Genomic DNA, 20,620 nt, shown 5'->3' with positions numbered 1-20,620 from the left:
CTGAAATGGGCGCCTTTTTTCTCATTGTTGAATCAAACCACGCCGACAAAGTCACTTGCTGTCAACGCGACATGCCCCACCAGATCGATCTGAATATCTGCACTCGATCCTGAATTGACATTGCCCTCCACGTAAGTGTGATCCACGCCGCCAACGTTCACGAAGTGATACTTGAGCTGCGCCTGATTGTTGAACTCGGTACCCACGCCATTCCACTCGCCGAGGAACGTAAAGTCCTGATTGCCGGCAGAACCCGCTCCGGAAGTCCGCGCATCGATCAACGACAGATCGATGTGATCCTGGCCATGTGTGAAGTCATTGATGACATCTCGCGTCAACGTTGACGTGCCCGAGTCGCCCGTGGCAGAAAAAACGAACAGATCATTGCCCGCGCCGCCGGACAAGATGTCGCGATTTCCGCCCCCTTCGAGGGTGTCGTTACCGCCTCCACCGGCGAGTGTGTCCGTGCTGCCCTGCCCGGTCAGCACGTTGCTGCCACCATCGCCGGTCAAGGTATTGGCACCGCTACCACCGATCACATTCTCGACATTGATCAACGTATCGGCACCGGTCTGCGAACTGCTCGCCAGACCTGTCGCCAGGTTGACCGTGGCGCTGGAGGAGGTCGCCGACAGGTCATAGGTATCGACATCGCCACCGCCATCGTAGGTGTCATTGCCGTCGTTGACCGACGCCCGCAGGGTGTCATTCCCCAGTCCGCCGAACACGCCGTCCAGCCCTTGGCCGCCCACCAGGGTATCGCTACCGCTACCGCCATCCAGCCAGTCATTGCCACCCTGACCTTGCAACAGGTTGCTGGCGCCATCGCCCTGAATGTGATCGTTGCCGGAACCGCCGTTGATGTTTTCGATGCCGGTCAAGGTGTCGCTACCGGTCTGGGTGCTGGTGGAGGTGCCTGCCTGCAAATCCACCGTGGCCGCCGCCGACGTGGCGGACAGATCATAAGTGTCAGTGCCGGTTCCGCCGTCGTAGTGGTCGTTGCCATCGTTGAGCGACGCCAGCATCGTGTCGTTGCCACTGCCACCGAACAGCGTGTCATTGCCCGCCAGCCCGCTGAGCTGGTTGTTGCCACTGTTGCCGGTGATGACGTTGTCCAGACCGTTCCCGGTGCCGTTGATGTTGCCGGAGCCAAGCAAGGTCAGGTTCTCGACGTTGGCGCCCAGGGTATAGCTGACTGACGACGTCACCGTGTCGGTGCCCTCATTGAGGTTTTCTTGCACCACATCGCCATTGGCGTCGACCACGTAGATGTCATTGCCGGCATTGCCCCGCATGATGTCGCTGCCGCTGCCGCCATCCAGCAGATCCGATCCGAGGCCGCCATTGAGCACGTCGTTGCCCGAATAACCCATCAGGATGTCCTGATAGTTGGTGCCGTTGAGGGTATTGCTGAAGAAGTTGCTGCCTTCGATGAAGCGCCCTACCGCTTCCGTCGGATCCGAAGTCAATTGCTCCACGGTGCCGCTGTTGTCGGTGTAGGTGGTCAGCACTCGCACTTGCTGACCGAACTGCGCCGAGGTCGGAGCAAATGTCGAGGCATTGGCGCCGGAGATGTTCAGCCACGTAGCGCCCACCAGCGCCTGCCACTGATAGGAGAACCCGCTGGGGCCGGGCAAGCCGTCGGCATCCTGAATCGCCGAGGTGTTGGCCGTCAGCCGATACTGCGTCGGCACTGGCCGGCTCGGCGTGGTGGGAGCGGTGGCGAATCCGGACACCGCGACATTACCGGTGGGCAGATGGTTGGTGATGCTCAGATTGACCGTGCGATCGGCGAAGCGCAGTTTCTCGACACCGATCACGATATCGGTACCGTCGACGTTCGCGGCCCCCAAGCGCAGATCCACGACCTTGAACGCCGTGATCATCTCGCCCCCCGGACGAGTGTCGGTGAACTTGGTGATGCTGTAGTCGGCGAAGTTGCCACTGAGGATCGCGGCATCAGCTACACCATCGGCGGTCCCGGGTGCAGCATGATTGTCGCCCAGAATGAAGCCCGGACGACTGGCTTGCAGGCCGGTGAAGTGTTCGGCGAAGCCCTGGCTGGCGAGCAGGTGATTGAGGTCGGCAAGTTTGATCGAGTCGCCGACGATCACATCATTGCCGCCGTTGCCTTGGGCAACGTCATCGCCGCTACCGCCAATCAGCCAGTTCTCGGTAGCGTTGCCGATCAACCCGGCCGTCGGATTGGCCGGCGAGGCGCTGTTGGGCCGACTGTCACTGAAGCGTGAACCGATCAGCCCTTCAATGTCGGTGAGCAAGGCGTTGAACGGCTGGAACAGCACGCCGGTACCCGGTGCGGCGACGATGTTCTGGTTGTTCAGATCCGCCGCTGCATCCAGCGCGATGTTCACGTCGCTGAACGCGGCAATGTCGAAACCGACATCGCCAAGGGCCTCGTCGCCATCGCCCTGGCCGGGAGCACCACCGAGCCCCGGCAGCAAAATGTCGTCGCCGACACCGCCGAATTCCTGGTCACCGGTGGAGCCGCCGGAAATGATGTCATCGCCGTCCTCACCGAACAGAATGTCCGGGCCGTCGCCGCCATAGATCTCGTCGTTGCCGTCGCCGCCGTGGACCAGGTCGGTGTCGCCACCGGCATCGATGTAATCGTTACCGGCGCCGCCGTACAACTCGTCGATACCGGCTTCGCCATAGAGGTGGTCATTGCCGTTGCCGCCGATCACCACATCCAGGGCGCCGGCACTGGTCCCGGCATAAATGGTGTCGTCACCTTCGCCGCCATCAAGGAAGTCTTCGATGTCGCCACCGTAGATCACGTCATTGCCGTCGCCGCCGTAAATATGGTCAGCACCGGCCTTGCCATCGAGGATGTCGTCGCCGCCTTCGCCGTAGATCGTATCGTCGCCGTCACCCGCATCGAGCCAGTCGTTGTAGTCAGTGCCGACCAGCACTTCGTGGGAGTTGTAACCCACCGCTGCGGTGCCGTCGGGGTTCTCGCCCTGATCCGGCCGATAGTCACGGATGTAGGTTTGTGAGGTGTGTGTTTCCGGATTGCTCAGGCTCACCAGCAAGCCGTTGCCGCCAATGCCACCAACGCCGCCGGTCGAATAGACACCCATGTGGTTGGCTTCAATGAGCGTGCCGTACTTGTGCTCGCTCTTGTACGCGGTCGGACTGGCGCCCGAGTCGGTGTAGCTCAACTCTATGTAACTGTCGGCGTAACCAAACACATCCCCGGCCAGGTGCCGTGCGTCGGTGGTGCGCTCGATGATGTCCTTGAACTGCTCAGTGACCACCTGCTCGTTGAGGTTGGTCATCGCCGGCAAGCCGAGGTCGAGGCGGAACAGGTAGTAGAAACGGTCACCGTCCATCAACCGTTCCATCTGATCCTCGAAGATCGCATTGAAGGTGGTCCCCAGTTGCCCGGTATAGACGTGCTTTTCCGCCAGACCGCCGATCCATAGGTCGATCGCGTTGTAACCGTCATAACCGGCCACGTGATTGCCGTTGGGATCCGCCGCACCGGAGAGGAAATAGGCCGCTTGCTCTGCCGTCACACTGCCACCGGCGTAGTTGGTGGTCACGCCCGTCGCATCGGCATCGATGATCGCCTGGGCGTGCGCCACATCACCGTCGAACGAATAGGCCGCGATGAAGTTCACCAGCGACTCGGGGTGAATCATGTTGTTGGCGAAGTCGCTCCAGCTGGTATAGGGCGTCAGGCCATCGACGATCAGGTTGGTGTGGTGCTGCGCGCCAGCCGGTGACGCCCGTTCTGCGATCAACGCATCGTGGATCTGCTGCCGCGCCTGGTTCAGGGTAGGCAGCCCCAGATCCCGACCGCGCGCCAGGTTGATGGTCGCCAGGTCCAGTGGCTGGCCGAGCAAGCCCTGCTGCAATGCCGGGGTGACGAATTCATCGATTTCGTTGCTGATCTGCCGGGTCATGCCCAAAGCAATTGCGGTTGGCCCCACTTCGGCAAAACCGCCGGGATTGAGGAACGCCTGCTCCAGTGCGTAGTGGGTGATCGCGCCGGTCAGGTCGTAGCCGCCGCTGGCGTTTTTCTCCAGCGCATCGATGGTTTCCCGCAACTGCGAATGCCCGAAGCGGAACGCGGCCTGACCGTACTCCAGCGAGATATTGGTGTTGATCCCCGAATCGTAGGTAACAAATTCAGGCAAGTCCGGGGTAATCAGCCGGGCGTACTGGTCGATCGCCACGTGCTGGTATTCCATCTCCACGGTGAGTTTGGCGGCGTAGAACAATTTGTCCTGATCCCATGACACCGTGACGCCGTCGGCCAGGGTGAAATTGCCATTGGCGTCGGCATAAAAACCGCCACTGCCATTGCTGACCTGCACCTGCCAGTTGTGCCGCACATTGACGTCGGTCTGGCTCAGCACCTCGTTCTGCAGGTTGATCAACTGCACGTTGTGGTCTTCGTGGAACACGTGATGAATCGCCGTGAGACCGAAGTTTTCGTTCACCCGCCCGTCGCCGGCAATGTAATGGTCGCCCACTGATTGCAGCAGCAGTTCGTTGGCTACTGCGTAGTCGGCACTGCCCGGCGCTGCACTGATAGTGAAATCAGCAAAGTTGACGAAGCTGAACAGATTCTTCGGACCGGCATTATCGTAATTGACGACCATGCCGTAAGGGTTGTTGGCATCGAAGGTGATGCTGGTGATGTGCGAATCCAGCGACATCAGTCGAGCCTGGTCGATATGCGCATCATCGAAGTGCGGGTTCATGTCCAGCAGCAACGCCTCGCGGGTGTACACCGCTTGCACGCCAGCAGTGTTGGGATCGGCATCGAGTACATGGCCATGGGCATCGCGCACGCGGAAGTTGGCGATGTCGTCCCAGGTCAGATCATCACGACCGGTGGCCAGCACGTGGGCGCGCAATTCACTCAAGGTCGGCAGGGTCTGGTGGGTCAGCACGCCGTTGAGTGTCCAGGCCGCTTCATCGCTCAGTGTCGTGCCGTCGAACAGCGCCGCACCGGCAATGAATTGTCCCGGGTGATTCGGATCGGCCACCCACTGGCGCAGCAACTGCGTGACTGCGTCATTGGAGCCGTAAGTCTGGTTCTGATCGATGTAGGGCGAATCGAGGTTGACGTACTGCGCTTGGCCCTGCCCGTCCACTTCAGCCACGGAGGCCCGGTGGACCTTGATCGAATACACCGGCTGCCCATCCGGCCCGATCGTGCCGTAGAGCGGATCGTCCGGCGCCAGCGGAATGGTGATCGTCGCGTTCTGGTTGGGCTTGTTGATGAAGTCCAGACCGTGGTCGAAGAATTGCCCGAACAGGGTGAACCAGCCGGTGGTCGACGGGTCGCCTGACACCGTGTTCTGGTTGCGAATGTAGTACTGACCGGAGTCCGGGGCACTGGTGTCGACTTCACCGATGGTGCCGAGAATGCCGGGATCGGTGACGATCGCCACGCCCGTGGCCGTGTGCTGAATATGGCCATTGGCGTCGGTGGCGAAGGTGACGCCGCCGCTGACGATGGTCTGGCTGATCATCCGGGGGGTGTAGTCCACCAGTGACGCTGTCGGATCGCTGTACAGTGAACTACTGTCAGACAAGGGTGTGGCACCTGCCGGAACGCCTGCGCCCGAGGTCAGTGCCGCGTTACCCAGGTTTTGCTGGACGTAGTGGCTGTAGTCCGAATGCGTCAGGCGAATGAAGTTCTGCGCGAAACTGCCCCAGCTCTGCCCATCCTGAGTCAGGTTGTTGAAATGACCGGAGACGTCGCGCAGCCCGATCGGATCGCGCGCACCGTTGTACCAGACGGGTTCCCCGGGCGGCGTGTCGAGTGGATTGAAACTGCCGAGCAGCCCGAGCACATGGACATTGCCGTCCGAACCGTCATAGCCGTACAGCGGTTGACCGGAGCTGTCGTAGCCAACGATATGGATAGTCGGAAAGGACACCTGCTGCTCAAGGAACGAAATATCGTTGGCATTGAGGGTGAAGCGCTTTAGCTGGTACATGGCAAACTCCGGATATCCGTTGGCTCGCAAGGTTTTTCAACCGACTTACCACGATCATCAGGAAATCGACGCGATGGCAAAAGATGCAAAAGTCCAATCAAAAAACGAGACTTTTGTCGCCGATGAGACTGAGACTTTGGTCGAATCAAGACCGGCCTCCAGAGGTGTCTGGCGCTCGCGCATCAAGCTGCACGCCCGTCACCTGAGCCGCTCCACCCAGTTCGTCATCGCCGCCGCGCTGATCCTGGGGCTGACCATGTTTTTCGTCGGCAAACTGGTGAGTGCGCGGATAGAACGTGCGGCCGTGCAAAGTGCCGCCGAGGCTGGTGCGCACTACATGGAGGCGTTTCTGGAACCCTATGTGCAGGAGATGAGTCGCGATAACGGTCTGTCGCCCAACAGCATCAAATCCCTGGATCGACTGATGGACAGTCGCTCGCTCAAACGCCACATCGTCTCGATCAAGATCTGGCGCGCCGATGGCACGGTGGTTTACAGCACCGACAAATCCATCACCAACCGGCAGTTTCCGATGGACGAAATCGCCGATGCACTCAAGGGCAATGTGGTTACCGACCTTGAAGACCTGGATCAGGAAGAAAACGAGTTCGAACGCAAACTCAACGTTCCGCTCTACGAAATCTATGCGCCATTGCGCGAGTTCAACACCCGAAAAATCATCGCCGTGGGCGAGTTCTATGAGAAGGCTGAAAGCCTGGAACAGGAAATCAACCGCGTGCGCCAGCAGGTCTGGCTGGTGGTCGGCACCGCCACCCTGGCGATGTTGACGCTGCTGTTTTTCCTCGTCCGGCGCGGCGACCAGATCATCCAGCGCCAACAAGTGTCACTGCGACTGCGGTTGCTGGAACAAACTCGCCTGCACGTCAGCAACGCGGCGCTGCATCGCAAAATCAACACCGCGACCCAGGAGTTCTCGCGCATCAACGAACTGACCCTGCGTCGCATCGGCGCCGACCTTCACGATGGCCCGGCGCAACTGCTGACACTGATTCTGATCCGTCTGGATGACCTGGCCGAGCACTGCACCACGCTTGATCAGGAGTCGCTGGAAACCATCCGCGGCGCCGCCACCGATGCTCTGCGTGAGGTGCGTGATCTTTCGCGCGGGCTGGCCCTTCCGGAAATCAACGACCTGACCCTGACGCAGGAACTGCAACTGGTGGCCGAGCGGCATGAGCAACGCACCGGCAGCAAGGTGCAATTGAATATCGCGACACTGCCGGACTCAGCGCCGCTGCCGGTCAAGCTGTGCCTCTACCGGTTTGTCCAGGAGACCCTGAACAATGCCTACCGCCATGCGCAAGGCAAAGGCCAGACGATTATCGCCAGCCACGAAGAAGGGACACTGCGGATCACAGTCAGAGACACCGGCCCGGGCATGGCGGCCGATGCGATGGTGGTCGACGGGCACGGCAGAAACCGGCTGGGGCTGGCCGGGTTGCGTTATCGCGTGGAGTCGCTGGGCGGGGTGTTCAGTATTCAGTCTTCACCGGGCAGCGGCACCTCGGTCAGCGCACGACTCAGAGTCTGATCAGGACCCGCCATGGGCATCCAGCTGCGGCGGCACCGCCCCTATGTGCAAGCGCCCGACAGCCTCGCGCTCCCAATGCCGCCTGAGCGCCGTGACCGCTTCAACACGGTTGCGCGCGTGCAGCTTCTGCATCACGCAGGTCATGTAGTACTTGACGGTTTTTTCGCTGATGAACAGCTTTGACGCCACCTCTTTGTTGGTCAGGCCTTTCGAGACTTCGCGGATGATCTGTTCCTCACGGTGGGTGAGGTCGATCTTGCGCACTTCCGCTTCATGCTTTTTGAAGTTGCTGAGCAGTTTGTTGGCGAATTCGGGGGTGATAAACGTTTCGCCCCGGGCAATCGAACGGATCGCCAGCACCAGGTCCGGCCCGCTGACGCCCTTGAGCACATACCCCCTGGCGCCGGCCTCCAGCGCTGAGTAGGCGTCATCTTCCGATTCGGAAACGGTCAGCATCAGCACCTTGACGTCCGGCAGTTGCGTCGCGATGTACCTGACCGCTGCAAACACGTCACCCGGCATGTTGACGTCCATCAACATCACGTCCGGCCTCATCCGCAGTGCGATATCCCGGGCTTCATCCGCACTGCCACCCTGCTCCACGACTTGCAGGTCGGCCCTTTTTCGCAGGGTATTGGCGACGCCTTCACGCAACAAAGGATGATCATCGACGATGCCGATGCGGATGAACGGATTCATGACGCGCTCCTGTCTAAGCCAAGCATTCAGACCCCATTGATTAATAGCAGCAAACCCGCAGCGATGTCGGGCACCGGTCGGGTGCGGGGAACCTCGAAAGCGCGGAAATTAGACTTAAGTCGGGCGATTTTTGACCGTCAACAAGCAATCTTGATAACAAGCGACTGAAAAACCCGCCGGCAAGCCATTGTTTTGTAACACCTCACAAACAGTCAAAAATCTGTCGATCGCCAATAACCCGGATCGCGGTGTTATCCGACCAACAGTCGCTCTCCTACGCTGAGGTACATGACGCCACGGCATTGGACCCTCCCGATGAACAAGAAAAATCACGCGCGATCCGAGTTGGCCGATGTGTTTTTTCGGCTGCGCCGCACGTTTTATTCGCTGGCCGGATTCAGTGGCGTGATCAACGTGCTGATGCTGGCGCCAGCCATCTACATGCTGCAGGTGTATGACCGGGCGCTGGTCAGCAGCAACCTCACCACGCTGCTGATGCTGACGATCCTGATGATGGGGCTGTACACCCTGCTGGCGATGCTGGAAGTGGTGCGCACCCGTGTGATGATCCGGGTCGGCAACCGGCTCGACATGGCCCTCAATCGCCGAGTGTTTAGCGCGGCTTTCGAGCGCAACCTGCAGCGCGCCGGCGGCAACCCTGCGCAGGCCTTGCAGGACCTCGCCCAGGTCCGCCAGTTTCTGACCGGTAATGGTCTGTTCGCATTTTTCGATGCGCCATGGACGCCGATTTACCTGTTCGTCGCCTATCTGATTCATCCCTTGCTGGGCATCGTCACCTTGTGCGGTTCGCTGATATTGGTAGCACTGACATGGCTCACCGAAGTCGCCACAAAAAAGCCGTTGGGCGAAGCCAATATCGCCGCGCAGGTCTCAGGCACCTTCGCCAACAACAATCTGCGCAACGCCGAAGTCATCGAAGCAATGGGCATGCTGCCGGCGATCACCGGTCGCTGGTTCGGCAGCCACCTGCGAATTCTCGAAATGCAGACCCTGGCCTCCGACCGGGCCGCCTATATCAGTGGCCTCGGGCGTTTCGTGCGCATTACCTTGCAGTCGCTGATTCTGGGCACCGGCGCACTATTGGCCATCGAAGGTTCGATCACGCCGGGCATGATGATCGCCTGCTCGATACTCAGCGGTCGGGCGCTGGCACCGGTGGAGCAATTGATTGGTGCCTGGAAGCAATTGCTGACCAGTCGTCGCGCCTGGTCGAGACTCAAGAACCTGCTGCAGGAGTTCCCTCCGCGCGCCGATGCGATGAAGCTGCAACGCCCGCTCGGCATGATCTCGGTGGAGCACTTGCACGCCGGCGCGCCGGGCATGACCCAGGCCATCCTTCACGGGCCTAACTTCAGCCTGTCACCGGGCGAGTCACTCGGCATCATCGGCCCTTCCGCTTCCGGCAAATCGACACTGGCCCGCTTGCTGGTGGGCATCTGGCCGTCGCTCAGCGGCAAAGTGCGCCTGGACGGGGTCGACGTGTACCTGTGGAACAAGCAGGAACTCGGTCCGTGGCTCGGCTACCTGCCCCAGGACGTGGAGCTGTTTGAAGGCACCATCGCCGACAACATCGCGCGCTTCGGCGACGTCGACAGTGACGCGGTGATCGTCGCCGCCAAGCGCGCCGGCGTTCACGACATGATCCTGCGCTTCGCCCGCGGTTACGACACGACGCTGGATGTCGACGGCAACCCATTGTCCGGCGGCCAGCGCCAGCGCATCGGCCTGGCACGGGCGCTGTATGGCGAGCCTTCGGTGATTGTGCTCGACGAACCGAATGCCAACCTTGACGACGCCGGGGAAAAAGCTCTGATCGAGGTGCTGGAAGACCTGAAACAGCGGCACTGCACCACCGTGCTGATCAGCCACCGGCCAAGCATCCTCGGCACCGTCGATAAAGTCCTGATGTTGCGTGAAGGCAGCACTCAGTTGTTCGGCCCCCGGGAAGAAGTGTTCGCCGCGCTGCGCCAGACCAGCGTGCTGCCAACGGTGGGGGCGCCAACCCTGTCAGCCGTGCGCGGGAGAGAGTAAATGGGTGCCTTGAGCGTTGATCCGCATGGCCAGGAGCTGGTGCGTGCAATCGCCGATATCGACGTCGACGACCGACGCCCGGCACGCTGGGGCGTGCTGTTGGTGATCGTCGGCTTTGGCAGCTTTCTGCTCTGGTCATGGCTCGCGCCGCTGGACGCCGGGATCGTTGCCAGCGCCACGGTCAAGGTCACCAGCAACCGCAAAGCGATCCAGCACCAGACCGGCGGCACCATCGACGCGATTCTGGTGCGCGAGGGCGACACCGTCAGCAAGGATCAGGAACTGGTGCGCCTGGACGCGACTCAGGCACTCTCGGAACAAGGCGTGGTGAACGCGCAATTCATCGCCACCAAAACCATGGAAAACCGCCTGCAAGCCGAACGTGATGGTCTGCCCGACGTGGTGTTCGACCCGTCCATGCTCAAACGCTATGCCGATAACGAACACCTGACCGACGCCATTCGCCTGCAACGTCATCTGTTCACCACGCGCCGCGCCAGTCTGGCGGGCGAGCTCGACATCCTGCGCGAATCGCTCAATTCCGCAGAAGCACAGGTCAAGGGCTTGCAGCGTGTCTACAGCGCACGTTCATCCCAAATCGGCTTTCTCAATCAGGAACTGGTGGGCGTGCGCCAACTCGCCGCCGAAGGCTACGTGCCGCGCAATCGCATGCTGGAGCTGGAGCGCGCCGGGTCCGATCTGAACGCATCGCAGGCCGACAACCTGAACAACATCGCCCGTGCCCGGGGCCAGGCTGCCGACATCAAGTTGCGCATCATTCAGCGCGAGTACGACTACCGCAAGGAAGTGCAATCGCTGCTGGCCGATGTGCAGAAGGAAAACAGCGCCCTTACCGACCGCCTGCAAGCCCTGGACTATCAAGTGCGACACACCGTAATCCGCTCACCCATCGACGGCATGGTGCAGGGCTTGAGCGTGTCGACGGTCGGTGGCGTGATTGCCCCCGGTTTCAAGATCATGGAAATCGTCCCGGCCCATGAGCCGCTGCAAATCGACGCGATGATTCCGGTGCAGGCCATCGACCGCATGAACCCGGGGTTACCGGTGACGATTTCGTTTCCCGCGTTCAACCATGTGCAGACACCGAACATTCCCGGACAAGTGCTGACCATTTCCGCTGACCGCTTGATGAGTGAGGACAACAAACAGCCCTATTACCTGGCGCAGATCGAAGTCACCCCGGTGGGGATGTCGATGCTCGGCAGCAATCACATTCGCGCGGGCATGCCCGCTTCGGTGACCATCAAGACCGGTGAGCGCAATATGCTCAGCTACCTGTTGAAACCCCTGCTCGACCGCGTAAACAGCGCGTTCAAGGAGCAATGAGGTGCGCAGGCTGATCGGTGTGGCCGCGTTGCTGGCCCTGGCGCAATCGGCGGCGGCACTGGATCTGCGTGAGTCCTGGAATCTGATGCAGTTTCAGGGCCCGACCTTCCTCTCCGCCGGTCACGAGAGGGATGCGGCCCTGGAAAATCGAGCCATCGGCAAGTCCGGCCTGCTGCCGAAAATCGGTATTACCGCGTTCGACAATCACATCAATGGCACGCAGAAAGAGCCTGACTTTTACGGCAACAATCACGCCAACGACCTGAACTACGCCTCGCGCGGTGCCACGCTGCAAGTGCGCCAGCCGTTGTTCAACAAGCAAAAAATGGCCGAGTACCGCCAGGGTCAGTATCAGGCCGACTATGGCAATGCGGTGTTCGACGGCAAGGCACAGGACTCGGCCGTGCGCCTGGCCGGGCGCTACTTCGACGTGCTGCTGGCCCATGAAACCGCCAAGCTGGCCGCAGCCAAGCTCAACGCGCTGAATGAGCAAGTGGCGTCCACTCAACGCCGCCGCGAGTTAGGGGACGGCACCGTGACCGATGTCGATGAGGCCGTGGCCAGGCGCGACCTGGCCCAGGCCGAATTGATCGAAGCTCAGGACAGCCTCGTCGTCGCCAGACGTCAACTGCAGGAATACATTGGCGAAGCGCCCGAGCAGGTCGCGACGCTGCAGGACAACTTTCCTACGCCCCCCTTGCAGCCCGCCACGCTACAGGAGTGGATCATCCGCGCGGGCACCGACAGCCCCTCAATCCGCGCCCGCCGCCTGAACGTCAACACGGCTGATGAAGAAGTCGCCAAGGCCAAGGCCGGTCACTGGCCGACCCTCGATCTGGTGTTGGGCTACACCGCTGCCGACAGCGAAACCCTGTCGACCCAGAATCAACGCAACCGCTATACCTCGGCCGGGGTGGAGCTGAACATTCCGTTGTACAGCGGCGGTTATGTCAGCGCGCGGGCCCGGCAAAGCGTTGCGACACGGGATCAGGCTGAAGAAGACCTGAATGCAACCCGCGAAGAAATCATCTCCGGCACCACCCGGGAGTTTCGCAGTGTGCAAAGCGGTGAAGCGCGAATCCATGCACTGGAAAAAGCCGTCATCTCCAGCGAGCGCTCGTTGCTGTCCTCAAAAAAAGGCTTTCTCGCCGGCAGCAGCACCAACATCGACATCCTCAATGCCCAGGAGCAGATCTTCACCGCACGCCGCGACTTGTTCGAAGCCAAACTGCGCTACTTGCTGGCCAGGCTGCGTCTGGCGGCGAACGTCGGCGCACTGGGGGACGACGACATCGAAAGCGTCAACGGTTACCTGGGGCCAAGTCTGTCGTTCTGATTAACCCGAACGGCCCCGAAGACCTTTGTTTGTAAGCTCTCAAGCACGTTGCATCAGAATTTTATCTTCACATCCCAGCTTAATAATATTTTACCGATACCCCCCTCCTGCCTAGTCTGACCGCAAGCAAAACGGACAAGCCTGAAGCGATCCGAATCCACTTGCCTTGCCAGGAAGGATGTAGAAATGAGCACTGAAATAATAAAAACAGACACGCTTGTCGTGGGGGCCGGACAGGCGGGTGTGGCGATGAGCGAGCACCTGAGCAAACTCGGTGTGCCGCACCTGGTGCTGGAACGCAACCGCATCGCCGAACGCTGGCGCACCGGGCGCTGGGACTCGTTGGTGGCCAACGGTCCGGCGTGGCACGACCGCTTTCCCGGGCTGGAATTCGATGATGTCGATCCCGACGGCTTCGCTCCCAAGGAGCGCGTAGCGGACTACTTCGAAGCCTATGCGAAGAAATTCAATGCGCCGATCCGTACCGGCGTCGAGGTCAAAAGCGTGGTGCGCAATGTCGGTCGTCCGGGTTTCACCGTCGAGACCTGCGAAGGGGTGATCGAGGCCAACCGCGTGGTCGCGGCGACCGGCCCGTTCCAGCGTCCGGTGATCCCGCCGATCGCCCCCCAAGACCCACGCCTGCTGCAGATCCATTCCGCCGACTATCGCAACCCGCAGCAACTGCCCGAAGGCGCGGTGCTGGTGGTCGGTGCCGGTTCGTCCGGCGTGCAGATCGCCGATGAACTGCAGCGTTCCGGCAAGCAGGTCTACCTCTCGGTCGGCGCTCACGACCGTCCGCCGCGTGCCTATCGCAACCGGGATTTCTGCTGGTGGCTGGGGGTGCTCGGCGAGTGGGATCAGGCGGCGATGAAACCCGGTCGCGAGCACGTGACCATCGCGGTCAGCGGTGCCCATGGCGGGCGCACCATCGACTTCCGTGGCCTGGCCCATCGCGGCATGACCCTGGTCGGCGTGACCGAGGCGTTCAACAACGGCGTGGTGACTTTCAAGCAGGACCTGCGCGACAACCTCAAGCGTGGCGACGAAAACTATCTCGCCCTGCTGGATGCTGCTGACGCTTACGTCGAGCGCAATGGTCTCGACCTGCCGCAAGAACCTGAAGCGCGCGAGACCTATCCGGATCCCGAATGCGTGAAAAATCCGCTGATCGATCTGGACCTGGCCAAGGCCGGCATCACCTCGATCATCTGGGCCACCGGGTTCGCCGTGGATTATTCCTGGCTGCAGGTCGCAGCGTTTGATGACAAGGGCAAACCACAGCATCAGCGCGGCGTGTCCAGTGAGCCGGGGGTGTATTTCCTCGGGCTGCCATGGCAGTCGCGGCGCGGCTCGTCGTTCATCTGGGGCGTCTGGCACGACGCCAAACACGTGGCCGACCACATCGCCACCCAGCGCAAATACCTCGACTACCAAGATGCCGAGCAGCGTGAAGCGGCCCTGCATTCGAGCGCCAACACCAAAGCCGCCGACACCGTCGACGCTTGATTTCCCTCTTTCGCGGCGGTGCTCCGCGCACCTCGCCGCCACTGTCCGGAGCTGTACATGAGCAAGCCAACCCACACCCGCATCCGTATGTTCAACACCAAGGACACCTACCCTAACCAGACCCTGGACAACGACCTGTGCCAGGCCGTGCGCGCCGGCAACACGGTGTATGTGCGGGGTCAGGTCGGCACCGATTTCGACGGCAATCTGGTGGGCCTCGGTGACCCGCGCGCACAGGCCGAACAGGCGATGCGCAACGTCAAACAATTGCTCGAAGAAGCCGGCAGCGACATGAGCCACATCGTCAAGACCACCACCTACCTGATCGACCCGCGCTACCGCGAGCCGGTGTATCAGGAAGTCGGCAAGTGGCTCAAAGGCGTGTTCCCGATTTCCACCGGGCTGGTGGTGTCGGCACTGGGGCAGCCGCAGTGGCTGATGGAGATTGATGTGGTGGCGGTGATTCCAGAGTAAGTCGGCAGACCGAGTCGCGGCTATCGCGAGCAGGCTCACTCCTACAGGGGAATGCATTCCAACGGTGGGAGCGAGCTTGCTCGCGATGAGGCCAGCCCAGACACACAAGGAGTTAGACCATGACCTTTTCAATCGCAGCCCGTTGCCCCGAAACCGGCCAGTTCGGTGTCGCCATCAGTTCCTCCAGCATCGCCGTCGGCGCGCGCTGCCCGTGGTTGCTGCCGGGTGTCGGCGCGGTGTCGAGCCAGAACATCACCCTGCCGTCGCTCGGCCCGGAAGTCCTCGCGCTGATGGAGCAAGGCCTGGCGCCCGACGCTGCGCTGGACCAAGTGCTGACCCGCAACGGCTACAGCCAGTACCGGCAGATCACCGCGATCAACCACCTCGGCCAGACCGCGCATTTCAGCGGTGCACAAACCCTCGGCGTACACAACGCGGTCTCCGGGGAACAATGCGTAGCCGCCGGCAACATGCTCGCCGGGCGTGCGGTGATCGAGGCGATGGTCAGTGCCTTTGAGGACGGCGAAGGCCAACTGGCCGACCGTTTGCTCAAGGCTCTGCACGCTGCACAGGCCCTCGGTGGCGAAGCCGGACCAGTGCATTCGGCGGCCGTGGTGGTGGTCGGTGAACAGACCTGGCCGATCGTCAATTTGCGGGTCGACTGGGCTGACGAAGACCCGATCGGCCAGCTGCAAACACTCTGGGACGCCTATCAGCCACAGTTGCAGGACTACATTGACCGCGCCCTCGATCCGGCCAAAGCGCCGGGTTATGGCGTCGCCGGAGACGATCGATGAGCAGCAGCGTCGCGTTGCTCAAGACGCTGGTAGGGTTCGATACCACCAGCCGCGAATCCAACCTGCAGTTGATCGAATTCGTGCGTGATTACCTAACTGGCTTAGACGTGCCGTGCGAGCTGATCTACAACGCCGAGCGCAACAAGGCCAACCTGTTCGCAACGATTGGCCCGGCCGATCAACCGGGCATCGTGCTCTCGGGGCACACCGATGTGGTGCCGGTCGACGGTCAGCCGTGGACCGTTGCGCCGTTCGAACTCAGCGAGCACGACGGCAAGTTGTTCGGGCGCGGCACGGCGGACATGAAGGGCTACATCGCCTGCGTGTTGGCCTTGGTGCCGACGCTGGTTCAAACAACGCTGCGCATGCCAGTGCACATCGCCCTGTCCTACGACGAAGAAGTCGGCTGCCTCGGTGTGCGCTCGCTGCTCGCCGAACTGGAGCGCCGCCCGGTCAAACCGTTGCTGTGCATCATCGGTGAACCCACCGAGCTCAAACCGGTACTCGGCCATAAAGGCAAACTGGCGATGCGCTGCGACGTGCACGGTCATCCGTGTCATTCGGCGTATGCACCGCTGGGGGTCAACGCCATCGAGTACGCCGCGCAACTGATCGGCGAGCTGGGGCGTATCGGCCAGCAATTGCAAGCGCCGGAGCATCAGGACGCGCGTTTCGACCCGCCCTACAGCACGGTGCAGACCGGGGTCATCAGTGGCGGCAAAGCGCTGAATATCGTCCCCGCCGATTGCCGCTTCGACTTCGAAATCCGCGCCCTGCCCTCGCAGGATCCGGCGCGGGTCGCGCAGCAGTTGCAGGCCTACGCCGAGCAGCAAGTGCTGCCGCGCATGCGTGCGGTGAGTGAGCACAGCGCGATTCGCTTCAGGGAGCTGTCGGCCTATCCGGGCCTGGCCACCGATGCACAGAGTCAGGCAGCGGAGCTGATTGCGGCGTTCTGCGGTTCTCGGGAGTTCGGTACCGTGGCGTTCGGCACCGAGGGTGGGCTGTTCGATGCGGCGGGTATTGCCACCGTGGTCTGCGGCCCCGGCAGCATGGACCAGGGGCACAAACCCGATGAGTTTGTCAGTCGTGCGCAACTCGATGCCTGCGATGCGATGCTGCAACGGATGCTGACCTCGATCCGTCACTGAACATCGTCGAGGGGCGCTGGCTCAGGCGTGCAGTCGAGCCAGTTCCTCGCGGCAATGATCGACAAACAACTGCACCGGTTTGGTCAGTTGCACCCGACGCAACCAGGCTGCCGACAAGCCCGAGCCGGTCACGTTTTCCGCCAGCGGCACGCACACCACTTTCTGCCCGTCGTAGGTGTACTCGCCGAACGGTCGGGTCACCAGAATCGAAAAACCGAAACCGCGCCCGACCATGCCGCGCACCATCTCGATCGACGGCGAGCTGAAGACGATGTGCGGGGTCAGTCCGCGCTCTTCGAAGATGCTTACGAAGTAGGTGCGGCTCGGCACCACGTCGAGCAGGATCATCGGTTCCAGCACCAGATCGTGCAGCGAGACTTTCGCCTGTTGCGCAAAGCGATGGTCGGCCGGCAGCAAGGCATAAGGCTGCTGCGGCGGCATCAGCGGCGCGGTGTCGATGGTGGTGTCGAGGTCGTGTTCGAACAGCATTGCCACATCGATGCTGCCGGCGGTCAGTGCCTGCACCAGTTCCTGTTGTTCGCCATCGCGAATACGAATTTCCACTCCCGGCCAGCGCGCCTTGAAACCGGCGATCAGGCGCGGCAGGTACAGCGGCGCCACCGTTTCGAAGCAGCCGATATCGATCTGCCCCGACACCACATCATTGTCAGCCAGCGCGTTCTGCTCGAACTCATGCGCCACCCGCAGCAACTCCAGCGCCTTGCGATAAAAGCGCGAACCGCTGGGCGTCAGCGAAACGCCCTGGGCGTGATGACGAATGAACAACTGCACACCGAAGCTTTCTTCCAGATGCTTGATCGCAGTCGACACCGACGGCTGGGCGATATAGAGCTTGCGCGAGGCTTCGGCGACGCTACCGCAATCGGCGGTGGTGACGAAGTACTTGAGCTGGCGCAGGTTGTAGGCAGCCATATAAAACCTCTGCAAGTGAGACGACGCTTGTGGCGAGGGAGCTTGCTCCCGCTTGAGTGCGCAGCACTCACCGCAACAGGGGGCGTGGTGCGGTTTTTGGGGCCGCTTCGCAGCCCGGCGGGAGCAAGCTCCCTCGCCACAGGAAAGGGTTCGCCCCTGAAAGTTTTTGTTGTTGATCACGGCTGAACATACCGGACAGCCCCCGGACCCGGGGCATATATTTTTTAAGGTCTGAAGCAACAAACTTACTAATTTATCTATCCCCGGCCTTTGCACATGATCGCTTCAACAAGAAATGCGCCGTTCGTGCCGGCGCTTACCGAAGTACGTCCACGTACTCATCCTTGCCTTGGAGTTCGTCATGTCCACCTCTGCAACAACGTCCGCCCCGCTCATTGAAAAACACACGATAGGCTACGTGCCCCCCGAAGATCGCCACGGAAAGGTCAGGGATCTGTTCACGCTGTGGTTCGGCGGCAACATCGCGCCGTTGCCGATCGTGACCGGCGCGCTGGGCGTGCAGTTGTTTCACTTGAATCTGCTGTGGGGCATCGTCGCGATTCTCGTTGGCCATCTGGTCGGCGGCGTGCTGATGGCGCTGCACTCGGCACAAGGCCCGCAAATGGGCATTCCGCAAATGATCCAGAGCCGCGCGCAATTCGGCTCCCTCGGCGCGTTGCTGGTGGTGCTGATTGCCGGCGTCATGTACATCGGTTTCTTCGCCTCCAACATCGTCCTCGCCGGCAAGTCGCTGCATGGCGTGGTCGACAGCGTGCCGGTGCCGGTCGGCATCGTCATCGGCGCCCTCGGTTCGGGGATCATCGGCATCATCGGCTACCGCTTCATTCACGTGCTCAACCGCATCGGCACCTGGGTGCTGGGGATCGGCATCGTCGTCGGTTTCGGCTACATCTTCACCCATGTTCAAACCGATGACTTCCTCACCCGGGGCGGTTTCAACCTCTCCGGCTGGCTTGCCACCGTGTCGCTCGCCGCGCTGTGGCAGATCGCGTTTGCCCCTTACGTGTCCGACTATTCGCGTTACTTGCCGGCCGACGTCAAAGTCTCATCGACGTTCTGGACGACGTATCTGGGTTCGGCGCTGGGTTCGAGTCTGGCGTTCATCTTCGGTGCCGTCGCCGTCCTCGCGACACCCGTGGGCATGGACACCATGGATGCGGTCAAACTCGCCACCGGTTCCATCGGCCCGCTGATGCTGGTGCTGTTTCTGCTCAGTGTGATCAGCCACAACGCCCTCAACCTGTACGGCGCGGTGCTGTCGCTGATCACCCTGGTGCAGACCTTCGCCTACCGCTGGATCCCGACCGCGAAAAGCCGTGCGGTGATTTCGATCATCGTCCTGCTGGCCTGCTGCTTTGCCGCCGTCGGCGCGTCGAAGGACTTCATCGGCCACTTCGTCGACATGGTGCTGGTGCTGCTGGTCGTGCTGGTGCCGTGGACCGCAATCAACCTGATCGACTTCTACGCCATCCACAAAGGCCAGTACGACATCCAGTCGATCTTCCAGGTCGACGGCGGCATCTACGGGCGCTACAACCCGCAGGCGCTGCTGGCCTATGCGATCGGCATCGCGGTGCAGATCCCGTTCATGAACACCCCGTTGTACGTCGGCCCGGTGTCGGCGCACATCAACGGCGCCGACCTGTCGTGGCTGGTGGGCCTGCTGGTAACATCCCCGCTGTATTTCTGGCTGGCCAATCGTGACAGCGCCTATCGGCGGCGGATGATGGGCGGGAAACTGGTGGGCAGTCTGTGACTGTGTCCGGATGACAAAAGAAGCTCCGGCATCGTCTTCGTGCCCTTGCGTCAATCAGGCGTCTGCGCGCACCACACCGCGCTCCTCGAGCAAACGCACAAACATGCTCAAGCTACGCGACACCGTGCCCCGTCGCCACACCAGCCACGTCGTCAGATAACGAAAATCCGCCGTCAGCGGCCAGACACTGACCGTGGCGCTACCGGGCATGCTCTGCAGCATCTTGCGCGGCATCAGCGCCAGCCCGGCCCCGGCGCTGACGCAGGCGAGCATGCCGTGATAGGACTCCATCTCGAAGATCTTGCCGGGCACGGCGGCATCCGTACTGAACCATTTTTCGAAATGGTGCCGGTAGGAGCAATTGGAGCGGAACGCATAGATGTTCTCGCCGTTGACGTCCGCCGCGCGCTGCACCGGAGCGTGATTGAGCGGCGCGATGATGACCATTTCTTCCTCGAACGCCGGCACGCCTTCGAGGGCCGGGTGCAGCACCGGGCCATCGACGAACGCCGCCGCCAATCGCCCGGAGAGCACGCCGTCGATCATCGTCCCGGAGGGGCCGGTGGACAGGTCCAGGTCGACCTTGGGATGCAACTGGTTGTACGCCGCCAGCAGTTCAGGAATACGCACCGCCGCCGTGCTTTCCAGCGACCCCAAGGGAAACGCGCCCTGTGGTTCTTCACCCGCGACGGTGGCCCGGGCCTCCTGCACCAGATCGAGAATGCGCCGGGCGTACTCAAGAAAACTCCAGCCGGCGGGCGACAGACGCAGACGGCTTTTCTCGCGGATGAACAGGTCGACGCCCAGATCCTGCTCCAGCTGTTTGATCCGCGTGGTCAGATTCGACGGCACGCGATGGATCTGCACCGCGGCGGCGCTGATGCTGCCGTGCTCGGCAACGGCCTTGAAGATTTCCAGCTGCACCAGATCCACAGTCATTCTCCAATCGTGAAAGAAACGATCTGTATTATTCAGTTTCCAGAAAACAAACGCCACCCTACTCTAGGCCCATCCACTG

At 61.4% G+C, this 20,620-nt stretch carries 13 protein-coding genes; 9 read left to right on the top strand and 4 right to left on the bottom strand.

The genetic code is table 11. The features are described 5' to 3' along the window. Positions 1–32 precede the first annotated feature (32 nt). On the bottom strand, positions 33–5,981 hold the full coding sequence (locus KKQ10_RS00485) for a peroxidase family protein (RefSeq protein WP_215499643.1): 5,949 nt from the start codon (positions 5,979–5,981) through the stop codon (positions 33–35). Positions 5,982–6,054: 73 nt separating this feature from the next. Here KKQ10_RS00485 and KKQ10_RS00480 point away from each other — a divergent pair, with 73 nt between their 5' ends. Further along, positions 6,055–7,533 carry a sensor histidine kinase gene (locus tag KKQ10_RS00480; RefSeq protein ID WP_127651426.1) on the top strand — a complete coding sequence of 493 codons (1,479 nt, stop codon included), beginning with the start codon at positions 6,055–6,057 and terminating at the stop codon, positions 7,531–7,533. On the opposite strand, the gene KKQ10_RS00475 is transcribed toward KKQ10_RS00480, so the two are convergent. Beyond that, the gene (locus KKQ10_RS00475) at positions 7,534–8,232 is read right to left on the bottom strand and encodes a response regulator (protein ID WP_127651427.1); all 699 of its coding nucleotides are present in this window, start codon (positions 8,230–8,232) and stop codon (positions 7,534–7,536) included. Between the two features lie 315 nt (positions 8,233–8,547). Between KKQ10_RS00475 and KKQ10_RS00470 the strand changes: the two genes are divergently transcribed. The 7 genes from KKQ10_RS00470 (at position 8,548) to argE (ending at position 16,892) form a co-directional block, all read left to right on the top strand. After that, positions 8,548–10,284, top strand: a complete 1,737-nt coding sequence (locus KKQ10_RS00470; RefSeq protein WP_215499642.1) for a type I secretion system permease/ATPase — start codon at positions 8,548–8,550, stop codon at positions 10,282–10,284. Beyond that, positions 10,285–11,631, top strand: coding sequence for an HlyD family type I secretion periplasmic adaptor subunit (locus tag KKQ10_RS00465; protein WP_215499639.1), 1,347 nt, complete (start codon positions 10,285–10,287; stop codon positions 11,629–11,631). Position 11,632: 1 nt separating this feature from the next. After that, on the top strand, positions 11,633–12,967 hold the full coding sequence (locus KKQ10_RS00460; protein WP_353844733.1) for a TolC family outer membrane protein: 1,335 nt from the start codon (positions 11,633–11,635) through the stop codon (positions 12,965–12,967). Positions 12,968–13,153: 186 nt separating this feature from the next. Beyond that, positions 13,154–14,473: a flavin-containing monooxygenase gene (locus tag KKQ10_RS00455; protein ID WP_215499637.1), complete on the top strand. Its 1,320-nt coding sequence runs from the start codon at positions 13,154–13,156 to the stop codon at positions 14,471–14,473. 57 nt (positions 14,474–14,530) lie between these two features. Continuing rightward, positions 14,531–14,947, top strand: a complete 417-nt coding sequence (locus KKQ10_RS00450; protein ID WP_003225869.1) for a RidA family protein — start codon at positions 14,531–14,533, stop codon at positions 14,945–14,947. Between the two features lie 119 nt (positions 14,948–15,066). Continuing rightward, the gene (locus KKQ10_RS00445) at positions 15,067–15,744 is read left to right on the top strand and encodes a DUF1028 domain-containing protein (RefSeq protein WP_127651431.1); all 678 of its coding nucleotides are present in this window, start codon (positions 15,067–15,069) and stop codon (positions 15,742–15,744) included. Beyond that, entirely contained in the window at positions 15,741–16,892 is a 1,152-nt protein-coding gene (argE, locus tag KKQ10_RS00440) for an acetylornithine deacetylase (RefSeq protein WP_215499635.1), read from the top strand. Before KKQ10_RS00445 ends, argE begins: the two co-directional genes overlap by 4 nt. A 21-nt stretch (positions 16,893–16,913) precedes the next feature. Here argE and KKQ10_RS00435 read toward each other — a convergent pair whose 3' ends face one another. Further along, a complete protein-coding gene (locus KKQ10_RS00435) occupies positions 16,914–17,825 on the bottom strand; it encodes a LysR family transcriptional regulator (RefSeq protein ID WP_215499633.1) in 912 nt (303 codons plus the stop codon). A gap of 361 nt (positions 17,826–18,186) precedes the next feature. Here KKQ10_RS00435 and KKQ10_RS00430 point away from each other — a divergent pair, with 361 nt between their 5' ends. Then, positions 18,187–19,602, top strand: coding sequence for a purine-cytosine permease family protein (locus KKQ10_RS00430; protein WP_127651434.1), 1,416 nt, complete (start codon positions 18,187–18,189; stop codon positions 19,600–19,602). A 54-nt stretch (positions 19,603–19,656) separates the two neighbouring features. On the opposite strand, the gene ptrR is transcribed toward KKQ10_RS00430, so the two are convergent. Next, entirely contained in the window at positions 19,657–20,535 is an 879-nt protein-coding gene (gene ptrR, locus KKQ10_RS00425; protein WP_215500366.1) for a putrescine utilization regulator PtrR, read from the bottom strand. Between the last annotated feature and the right edge of the window lie 85 nt (positions 20,536–20,620).

It is taken from the genome of Pseudomonas sp. MG-9, from assembly GCF_018729515.1.
Lineage (GTDB): Bacteria > Pseudomonadota > Gammaproteobacteria > Pseudomonadales > Pseudomonadaceae > Aquipseudomonas > Aquipseudomonas serboccidentalis.
This window is presented reverse-complemented; position numbering and strand designations above follow the sequence as displayed.

Excerpts from the sequence above, each read along its gene's own strand:
- KKQ10_RS00485 (WP_215499643.1), bottom strand. The coding sequence starts at position 5,981 with ATGTACCAGCTAAAGCGCTTCACCCTCAATGCCAACGATATTTCGTTC.
- KKQ10_RS00480 (WP_127651426.1), top strand. The coding sequence starts at position 6,055 with ATGGCAAAAGATGCAAAAGTCCAATCAAAAAACGAGACTTTTGTCGCC.
- KKQ10_RS00475 (WP_127651427.1), bottom strand. The coding sequence starts at position 8,232 with ATGAATCCGTTCATCCGCATCGGCATCGTCGATGATCATCCTTTGTTG.
- KKQ10_RS00470 (WP_215499642.1), top strand. The coding sequence starts at position 8,548 with ATGAACAAGAAAAATCACGCGCGATCCGAGTTGGCCGATGTGTTTTTT.
- KKQ10_RS00465 (WP_215499639.1), top strand. The coding sequence starts at position 10,285 with ATGGGTGCCTTGAGCGTTGATCCGCATGGCCAGGAGCTGGTGCGTGCA.
- KKQ10_RS00455 (WP_215499637.1), top strand. The coding sequence starts at position 13,154 with ATGAGCACTGAAATAATAAAAACAGACACGCTTGTCGTGGGGGCCGGA.
- KKQ10_RS00450 (WP_003225869.1), top strand. The coding sequence starts at position 14,531 with ATGAGCAAGCCAACCCACACCCGCATCCGTATGTTCAACACCAAGGAC.
- KKQ10_RS00445 (WP_127651431.1), top strand. The coding sequence starts at position 15,067 with ATGACCTTTTCAATCGCAGCCCGTTGCCCCGAAACCGGCCAGTTCGGT.
- argE (WP_215499635.1), top strand. The coding sequence starts at position 15,741 with ATGAGCAGCAGCGTCGCGTTGCTCAAGACGCTGGTAGGGTTCGATACC.
- KKQ10_RS00435 (WP_215499633.1), bottom strand. The coding sequence starts at position 17,825 with ATGGCTGCCTACAACCTGCGCCAGCTCAAGTACTTCGTCACCACCGCC.
- KKQ10_RS00430 (WP_127651434.1), top strand. The coding sequence starts at position 18,187 with ATGTCCACCTCTGCAACAACGTCCGCCCCGCTCATTGAAAAACACACG.